Raw genomic sequence first — 8,536 nt, forward strand, 5'->3', positions numbered from 1 at the left:
CTCGGCCCGCGGAGGGAAGGAGCGCCATGTCCGAGCCGAAGCCCGAGCAGCGACACCCCGAGGGGGGCCGCGCCGAATCGCCCCGCGCTGAGTCGCGCAAGCCCGATGCGGATGTCATCATCATCGGTGGGGGCCCCGTGGGGGAGAACGCCGCCGATCGCGTCGTGCAGGGCGGGCTGACCGCCGTCATCGTGGAGCACGAACTCGTCGGGGGCGAGTGCTCCTACTGGGCCTGCATGCCGACCAAGGCGCTCCTGCGCTCCGGGGCCGCGCTCGCCGCCGCGCAGCGGGTCCCGGGGGCCGCCGAGGCGGTGACGGGCCGACTGAACCGGGCCGCGGTGCTGGCCCGGCGAGACGACTTTGCGGCCAACTGGTCGGATGACGGCCAGGTGGACTGGGTGCGCGACGCGGGCATCGACCTGGTGCGGGGGCACGGCTCGGTGCTCGGCGAGCGCCGGGTGCTCGTGACGGCGCCGGACGGCACGACGCGCGAGCTGCTGGCCCGGCACGCCGTGGTCCTCGCGACCGGCTCGACGGCGAGCCTCCCCGACATCCCCGGCCTCGCCGAGGCAGAGCCGTGGACGAGCCGTGAGGCCGCGAGCGCCGATGAGATCCCGGAGCACCTGGTGATCCTGGGCGGCGGCGTCGTCGCGTCCGAGTTCGCGACCGCCTACCGTTCGCTCGGTGCGCGGGTCACGCTGATCGCGCGGAGCGGGCTGCTCGGCGGCTTCGAGCCCTTCGCCGGTGACCTGGTCGCCCAGCAGCTACGCGACTCCGGCGCCGAGGTGATCCTGGGGGCGGAGGTTGCCCGGGTGGCCCGGGACGCGCGCGGGGTCCGGGTCGAGACCTCGGCCGGTCGCGTCGTCGAGGGCACCGAGGTGCTCGTCGCCCTGGGGCGCACGCCCGCGGTCGCGGGCCTCGGCCTGGGCGCGCTCGGTCTGCCCGATGAGGCCGCGCCGGGCCCGGTGCCGACCGAGGAGACCCTTCGGGTGCCCGGCCTGCCGTGGCTCTACGCGATCGGCGACGTCACCGGGCGCGCGCCGCTCACGCACCAGGGCAAGTACCAGGGCCGGGCCGCGGGGGACGTGATCGTCGCCCGCGCCACCGGGGCCCCGGTGGACGCCGAGGCGTGGGGTGTGCACGCCGCGACCGCGGATGCGCGGGCGCGCACCCAGGTCGTGTTCACGGATCCCGAGGTCGCCTCCGTCGGCCTGACGGAGGCCGCGGCGCAGGCCGATCGTCCGGGCGGGGTTCGGGTCGTTGACGCGGACTTCGACTCGGTTGCCGGGGCGAGCCTGCACGCCGACGGCTACCGGGGGCGGGCGCGGCTCGTCGTGGACGAGGCAACGGAGACCGTGCTCGGCGCGACCTTCGTCGGTCAGGACGTCGCCGAGCTGGCCCAGTCCGCCGCCATCGCAATCGTCGGGGAGGTTCCGCTGCGTCGCCTCTGGCACGCGGTGCCCGCGTACCCCACCCTGAGCGAGGTCTGGCTGCGCTTACTCGAAGCGGACGGCCGACCGGAAGCGGCGGCGGGCACCGCGCCCGGCGCGGCAGCGGGGCCGGCGACCGGGGCCTGAGCGCGGCCCGGGGTGCCCCGAGAACCGGGGCACCCCGCCGCGGCCCCCGCGGTTCCGGTCGCCCGCTGCGCCGTCCTGCGGTCCCAGCAGAAATACTTTGGACCCCTAGTATCTATCCGAAGAACGGGGCAGAATGACAGCATGACTTCTCAGCCAGGCACCGTCGCCTTCCGCGCAGCGCGCGATCAGCTCCTTGCCCTCTCCGGGGATCCGGACCGAGCCGCGGCCGAGTTCCGCTGGCCGGACGTCGGCCCCGCCTTCAACTGGGCGCGTGATTGGTTCGATGTCCTGGCGGAGGGCAACGAGGACGTCGCCCTCCGGATCGCCGAGGAGGACGGCTCCGAGGCCGAGTACCGCTTTGACGAGCTCCGGCTCCGCTCCAACCGGCTCGGGGCCTGGCTCCGCGAGATCGGCATCGGCCGCGGCGACGTGGTGATGCTCATGCTCGACAACCGGGTCGAGCTCTGGGAGGCCATGCTCGCGATCATGAAGATCGGCGCCGTGATCCTGCCAACCTCGGTCGTGCTCGGCCCCGACGAGCTCGCCGACCGGGTCGAGCGCGCGGGCGCTCGGGCCGTGCTCGCGGTCGCGGAGGACGCGCAGAAGTTCGCCGCCGTGCCGGGCGACTACCTGCGGGTGCTCGTCGGCGACCCCGGGGCCGAAGCGCTCCCCGGCTGGCTCCCACTCGGGGACGCCGCAACCGCGAGCGACGCCCCGCTCGACGCGGGGAACGCGACCGAGGACCTCGCCCTGATCTACTTCACCTCCGGCACGACGAACCTGCCGAAGATCGTCGGCCACACGCACCGCTCCTACCCGGTGGGCCACCTGAGCACCATGTACTGGCTCGGCATCCGGCCCGGGGACACCCACCTCGTCATCAGCTCGCCCGGCTGGGGCAAGCACGCCTGGTCGAGCTTCTTTGCCCCCTGGCACGTCGGGGCCACGATCTTCGTGGTCAACTACGCGCGCTTCGACGCCCAGGCGCTCGTCGGCCACCTCGACCGGGCCGGGGTGCACACCTTCTGCGCCCCGCCGACCGTGTGGCGGCTTCTGATCCAGGACCGCCTCGAACGCAAGCCGCGGAACCTCCGCGAGGTGGTCTCCGCGGGCGAACCCCTCAACCCCGAGGTCATCGCCCGGATCAAGGAGTGGTGGGGCCTGGAGATCCGGGACGGCTACGGCCAGACCGAGACGACCGCGATCATCGCGAACTCGCCGGGGATGCCCGTCCGCCCCGGGGCGATGGGCAAGCCCCTCCCGGGGGTGCGGGTCGCCCTCGTTGACCCCATGACGGGGGAGCGGGCCGAGCCGGGCGCGGAGGGCGAGGTGTGCCTGGAGCTGGACGAGGAACCCCTCAACCTCATGGCGGGCTACCTCGGCAGCGCGGAGGCCACCGAGCGGGCCAGGAGCGGCGGCTTCTTTCACACGGGCGACGTCGCCCAGGCGGACGAGGACGGCTACCTGACCTTCATCGGCCGCACCGACGATATCTTCAAATCCAGCGATTACAAGGTCTCGCCCTTCGAGGTGGAGAGCGCGCTCATCGAACACCCCGCCGTGACCGAGGCCGCCGTGATCGGCGCCCCGTGCGACACCCGGCTCAACGTCACCAAGGCCTACGTCTCCCTCGCCCCCGGCTGGGAGCCGACCGAGGCGACCGCGCTCATCGTGCTCCGGCACGCTCGGGTGACCCTGCCGCCCTACATGCGGGTGCGCCGGGTGGAGTTCTTCGAACTGCCCAAGACGAGCTCGGGCAAGATCCGCCGGGTCGAGCTGCGCGAGCGCGAGGTTGCGGCGCATCAGGCGGGCGAGCGCCTCTGGGGCGAGTGGCGCGAGGAGGACTACCCGGGCCTCAAGGACTAGCCCGGCGCGGCAAGACGCGTCAGGCGGCCCGGGGCGGGCTGGACGGCACGCCCGGACCCGGGCGGGCTTAGGCCCCGGCGCGCTGCAGTTCCTCGTCGATGACCGTGCGCATCGCCTCAAGGGGCTGCGCGCCCTGCACCACCTGGTCGCCGACGATGAACGTCGGCGTGGCCCGCACGCCGATCTGCGTCGCCTGCTGCGCCCGCTCGGACACGAGCTGCTCGTGCTTCGGGTTCGTGAGCTCCGCCGTGAACGCCTCGACGTCGAGGCCGTCGATCGTGCCCGCCAGCTCGATCAGCGACTCCGTGGTCCACTCCGTCTTGCTCGAGGACCCGGTCGCGTAGATCGCGGCGTTGAACTCCCAGAACTTGCCCTGCGCGCTCGCCGCGGACTGCGCAATCGCCGCCTGCGGGGAAGACCCCCCGAGGACCGGGGCGTCGTGCCACTCCACGCGGAGCTTGCCCGAATCCACGTACTCGCTCACGATCTCCGGCAGGGTCTCCGAGGCAAACAGCCCGCAGTAGGTGCAGCGCAGATCCGCGTACTCGATCAGGACGACCGGGGCATCGACCGCGCCCATCGCCTGCGGGTCATCGGCGTCCCGCCGCGCGAGCGACGAGAGGGCCGGGGGCTCCTCCTCGCCCGCGGAGGGCGTGCCCGCCTCACTCGACTCGCTCGGCTTCGGGGCGGCGTCCGTGCCCCCCGTCTGCTGCTGCGCGAGCACCCCGACCGCGGCGACGATCGCGAGCAGAACGCCCCCGAGGATGATCCAGAGCCGGCGCTGGTTCGAGGCGGCTTTCGGGTGTGACATGCGATCCTCCGGCCGCGTCCGCGGCGTGATTGTGGGGGCGAAAACGCCTTCGGTACAACATGTATCCTAGTGCGATGACGGGGGACACAGAGCTGGGAGAACCGGGCGAAACGAGCGCTCCGGCGGGCGGGGCCCGGGAGCCGAGCGCGGCGGAACGCGCGCACGACGGCATCCGCGAGCGCATTGTCGTCGGCGCGATCCGGCCCGGGCAGATGCTCAGCGAAAACGAGCTCGCGGCCGAGCTGGGGATGAGCCGGACCCCGATCCGCCAGGCGCTCGCCCGGCTCCAGGACGAGGGCTGGCTCACGATCTACCCGAAGCGCGGCGCGCTCGTGCGCGAGATCACGCCCGCCGAGGCGCGCGCCCTCGCCGACGCGGCGGTCCTCCTCGAAAGCGACGGCGTGCGCGGGGCGGGCGCCCGGGAGCTGCTTGCCCTCGGCCCGCGGCTGGCCGGGCTCGTTTCCCGGCACGAGGCGGCGCTCGCCGCCGGGGACGTGGACGGGTTCGTGCGGCTGACGCTGCTCTTCCACCGGGGCTTTGTCGAGGTCGGCGGGAACCCGGTCCTCCTGGACATGTACGACCGGCTCCGGCACCGACAGGCGATGATGCTCCTCCGCGACCGGGGCGAGATCCTGGCGCGCGCGGCGGCCATCGTGGCCGAGCACCGCGCCCTCGTCGGCCTCGCGGCGTCCGGGGACGCGAACCGCTTCCGCCGCGCCCTCGCCGCCCACGTCACCGAGACCCACGGCGAGCTGCTCCGCGCGGAAGACTGAGCCGATCCGGGGCGTCGGGGCGGCCGGGCTTGCCTCGCGCCGTCAAATGTCCTACATTTGATCGGTGCCCGCAGAATTCCCACCCGTCGAACGCCGGATCCCCCTTGCCCTCCAGATCTCCGATCGGATCCGGGACCGAATCGAGTCCGGAGAGTGGGCGCTCGGCCAGCGCATTCCGGGTGAGCACGAGCTCGCCGAGGGCCTGGGGGCGAGCCGGAACACCGTCCGGGAGGCCATCCGAAGCCTCGTCCACGCCGGGCTCCTCGACGCGCGGCCCGGCGACGGCACCTACGTCAGCGCCGGAACCGAGCTGGAGGTCGCCCTCCAGCGCCGCGCCGACCGCGAGGACGCAACGGACGTCTTCGAGGTCCGTGAGGCGCTGGAACGCTTCGGGGCCCGCCGGGCCGCCGAGCGCCGCGACCCCGAGCAGCTGGAACGCATGCGCCAGCTCCTCGCCGAGCGCAACCGCTCCGCGACCGTGCACGAGTACACCTCCCACGACCTCGCCTTCCACCTCGAACTCGTCCGGGCCTCCGGCAACCGCCTGCTCGGCGATCTCTACCGGGACCTGCACCGCAACAGCACCGCGCTCCCCGGCTCTGGCACCGCGGAGGAGCGCCACCGCGCGCTGCTGGCGGGCTGGGCCGGCGAGGACCCGCACGAGGAGGTGCTCCGCGCGCTCGACGCGGGGGACCCCGTGGCCGCCGAAAACGCCGTGACCCGGCTGATCACCCAGGCCAGTCAGCTCTGCTCGGCCGAGGGGCCGAAGGGGCCGCACTCCGGCCTCCCGCCGGGCGGCACCCCGGGCATTGACCCCCCGACCGCCGAGCCCGCCCGCGGCCACCCCGAGCCCGCCGAGCCCACCGCATCCCAGAACGCCGAGACGCGCGACCGCTGATTTCCAGCCCCGTCTCACTCTCAGAGAAAGCCCCCATGTCAGACGCGAACACCCCAGACGACCACCTCGGCAACGAACGCAGGATGCGCCTTGGCCGTCACGGCCTCGCCCTCGCGGGAATCCTGCTGATTGCCGCGAACCTCCGCACCGGCATCACGGTCGTTGGCCCCCTGCTCGGCAACGTCCGAGACGACCTCGGCCTCGACAGCGTGCAGGCCTCGATGCTCATCACGATCCCCGTGCTCTGCTTCGCGTTCTTCTCCCCGATTGTGCCGAGCATCGCGAGCCGCTTTGGCATGGAGCGGACCCTCTTCGGGGCGCTCGCCCTGCTCGCGGCCGCGCTGATCGTCCGCCCCCTGCCGATCGAGAACGCGATCTGGGCGGGAACGGTCATGCTGGGCCTCGCGATCGGCGCCCTCAACGTGGTGCTCCCCGGGCTGCTCAAGCGCGACTTTGGCACCCAGGCGGGCAAGCTCACCGGGATCTACTCCGCGGTGCAGTCCGGCTGCGCCGGGCTCGCCTCCGGCCTCGCCGTGCCGATCTCCCAGGCGACGGACTGGGGCTGGCGACTGTCCTTCGGGGTGTGGGCGGGGCTCGCGCTCATCGCGATGGGCGTGTTCTGGCCACAGCTCGCGGCCCGCGGCAAGCACGAGCGCACCGGCCCGATTGAGCTCGCGGCCCGCCCCAAGATGCGCTCCCCGTGGGGCAGCGCCCTGGGCTGGCAGCTCACCCTCTTCATGGGCTCCCAGTCGGCGCTGTTCTACACCCTGCTGACCTGGTGGCCGTCAATTGACGAGGCCAACGGCTTCTCAGCGGCCGAGGCCGGGATGCACCAGAGCATGTTCCAGATCATCGGCATCGGCGGCAACCTCATCGTCGGCGCCCTGATCGCCAGGTGGGCGCGGGACCAGCGGCCCATTCTCCTAATGCTCGCCCCGCTGCCCCTGATCGGCCTGATCGGTCAGCTGAACTTCCCCGAGCTCTCCCTCGTCTGGAACCTCGTGATCGGGGTGTCCGCGGGCGGCACCATCGTGCTCGCGCTCGCCCTGTTCGGCTTGCGCGCGACGAACCACTATCAGGCCGCCTCGATCTCGGGCATGGCCCAGTCCTTCGGCTACCTGCTCGCTGCCGCCTGCCCGATCATCGTCGGCGCGCTGCACGACACGACCGGGAACTGGGACACCGTGCTCTACTTCCTGCTCGGGCTGCAGGTCGTCCAGATCACCTCTGGCGTGTTGGCCTCCCGCGACCGCCTGCTCGGCGGACGGGTCGCGCGCTAGGCAGCTCCCCCCGGTCCGGGCGGCCCCCGGATCGGGCATACACTGACCGAGGCGCACGCGCGCCCTCATCTCGCATCACCGTCCCCGGGCACCTGGGGGCCAGGAAGGCATCACCCGTGGAACGCACCCTGAAACCCTGGCCCGCGCTCTGGTCGCTCGTCATCGGATTCTTTATGATCCTGATCGACACCACGATCGTCTCGGTCGCCAACCCGGCGATCATGCGCGGCCTCGACGCCGACATCAACGCCACCCTCTGGGCGACGAGCGCCTATCTGCTGGCCTACGCCGTGCCGCTGCTGATCACCGGGCGGCTCGGTGACCGCTTCGGGCCCCGCCGCATCTACCTCATCGGCCTCGTCGTCTTTACCCTCTCCTCGCTGTTCTGCGGGCTGGCCGGCACGATCGACCACCTCGTCATCGCCCGGGTGTTCCAGGGCCTCGGCGCGGCCATGATGACCCCGCAGACGATGGCGGTGATCACTCGGATCTTCCCGCCCAACCAGCGCGGCACCGCGATGAGCCTCTGGGGGGCCACCGCCGGGGTCGCGACCCTCGTCGGCCCGATCCTCGGCGGCGTGATCGTGGACTCCCTCGGCTGGGAGTGGATCTTCTTCATCAACCTGCCCCTCGGCGTGATCGCCTTCGTGTGCGCGCTGCGCTTCGTACCCGTGTTGGAGACCCGGTCGCACCGCTTCGATGTGCTCGGCATGCTGCTGAGCGCGCTGGGGATGTTCCTGCTGGTCTTCGGGATCCAGGAGGGCGAGAGCTTCGACTGGGGGACCATCGTCGGGCCCATTTCCGTCTGGTCGCTCATCATCGCCGGGATCGTCGTGCTCGGCATCTTCCTCTGGTGGCAGGGGGCGCAGAAGGGCGAGCCGCTGCTCCCGCTCGGCCTGTTCCGCGACCGGAACTTCTCGGTGGCAAACCTCGGGATCATGACGGTCGGCTTCGTGGTCACCGCGATGAGCCTGCCCCTCGTGTTCTACTTCCAGACCGTGCGCGGGATGACGCCGACGCAGTCCGCGCTCATGCTGGTGCCGCTCGCGGTGCTCTCGGGCGCGCTCGCCCCCGTCGCTGGAAAGCTCGTGGACCGCTCCGACCCCCGTTTTGTCGCAACCGGCGGCCTCGGGCTCATGGCCGTCGGCCTCGGGGCGTACGCCCTGCTGCTGCGCCCCGAGACGCCGCTGCTGCTCCTGCTCGTGCCGAGCGCGATCCTCGGCGTCGCGAACGCCGGGATCTGGGGGCCGCTGTCCTCGATCGCGACCTATAACGTGCCCCCGGCCCAGGCGGGCGCGGGCTCCGGCGTCTACAATACCACCCGCCAGGTG

At 72.4% G+C, this 8,536-nt stretch carries 7 protein-coding genes; 6 read left to right on the forward strand and 1 reads right to left on the reverse strand.

What is annotated here, in order from left to right:
* The first annotated feature begins 26 nt into the window (after positions 1-26).
* Positions 27-1,577 carry a dihydrolipoyl dehydrogenase family protein gene (locus tag OOT08_RS10725; protein ID WP_325092638.1) on the forward strand — a complete coding sequence of 517 codons (1,551 nt, stop codon included), beginning with the start codon at positions 27-29 and terminating at the stop codon, positions 1,575-1,577.
* Between the two features lie 141 nt (positions 1,578-1,718).
* The gene (locus OOT08_RS10730) at positions 1,719-3,443 is read left to right on the forward strand and encodes an AMP-binding protein (protein WP_325092639.1); all 1,725 of its coding nucleotides are present in this window, start codon (positions 1,719-1,721) and stop codon (positions 3,441-3,443) included.
* Positions 3,444-3,510: 67 nt separating this feature from the next.
* Here the strand turns inward: OOT08_RS10730 and OOT08_RS10735 are convergent, their stop codons facing one another.
* Positions 3,511-4,254: a DsbA family protein gene (locus OOT08_RS10735; RefSeq protein ID WP_325092640.1), complete on the reverse strand. Its 744-nt coding sequence runs from the start codon at positions 4,252-4,254 to the stop codon at positions 3,511-3,513.
* 74 nt (positions 4,255-4,328) lie between these two features.
* On the opposite strand from OOT08_RS10735, the gene OOT08_RS10740 reads away from it, so the two are divergent.
* The 4 genes from OOT08_RS10740 to OOT08_RS10755 form a co-directional block, all read left to right on the forward strand.
* The gene (locus OOT08_RS10740; protein WP_325092641.1) at positions 4,329-5,027 is read left to right on the forward strand and encodes a GntR family transcriptional regulator; all 699 of its coding nucleotides are present in this window, start codon (positions 4,329-4,331) and stop codon (positions 5,025-5,027) included.
* Between the two features lie 64 nt (positions 5,028-5,091).
* Positions 5,092-5,925 carry a FadR/GntR family transcriptional regulator gene (locus tag OOT08_RS10745; RefSeq protein WP_325092642.1) on the forward strand — a complete coding sequence of 278 codons (834 nt, stop codon included), beginning with the start codon at positions 5,092-5,094 and terminating at the stop codon, positions 5,923-5,925.
* A gap of 35 nt (positions 5,926-5,960) precedes the next feature.
* Positions 5,961-7,205 carry a CynX/NimT family MFS transporter gene (locus tag OOT08_RS10750; protein ID WP_325092643.1) on the forward strand — a complete coding sequence of 415 codons (1,245 nt, stop codon included), beginning with the start codon at positions 5,961-5,963 and terminating at the stop codon, positions 7,203-7,205.
* Between the two features lie 116 nt (positions 7,206-7,321).
* A partial coding sequence (locus OOT08_RS10755; protein ID WP_325092644.1) for a DHA2 family efflux MFS transporter permease subunit occupies positions 7,322-8,536 on the forward strand: 1,215 nt, incomplete at its 3' end.

This window comes from Leucobacter sp. M11 (assembly GCF_035726885.1).
Taxonomy (GTDB): Bacteria; Actinomycetota; Actinomycetes; order Actinomycetales; family Microbacteriaceae; genus JAPFRB01.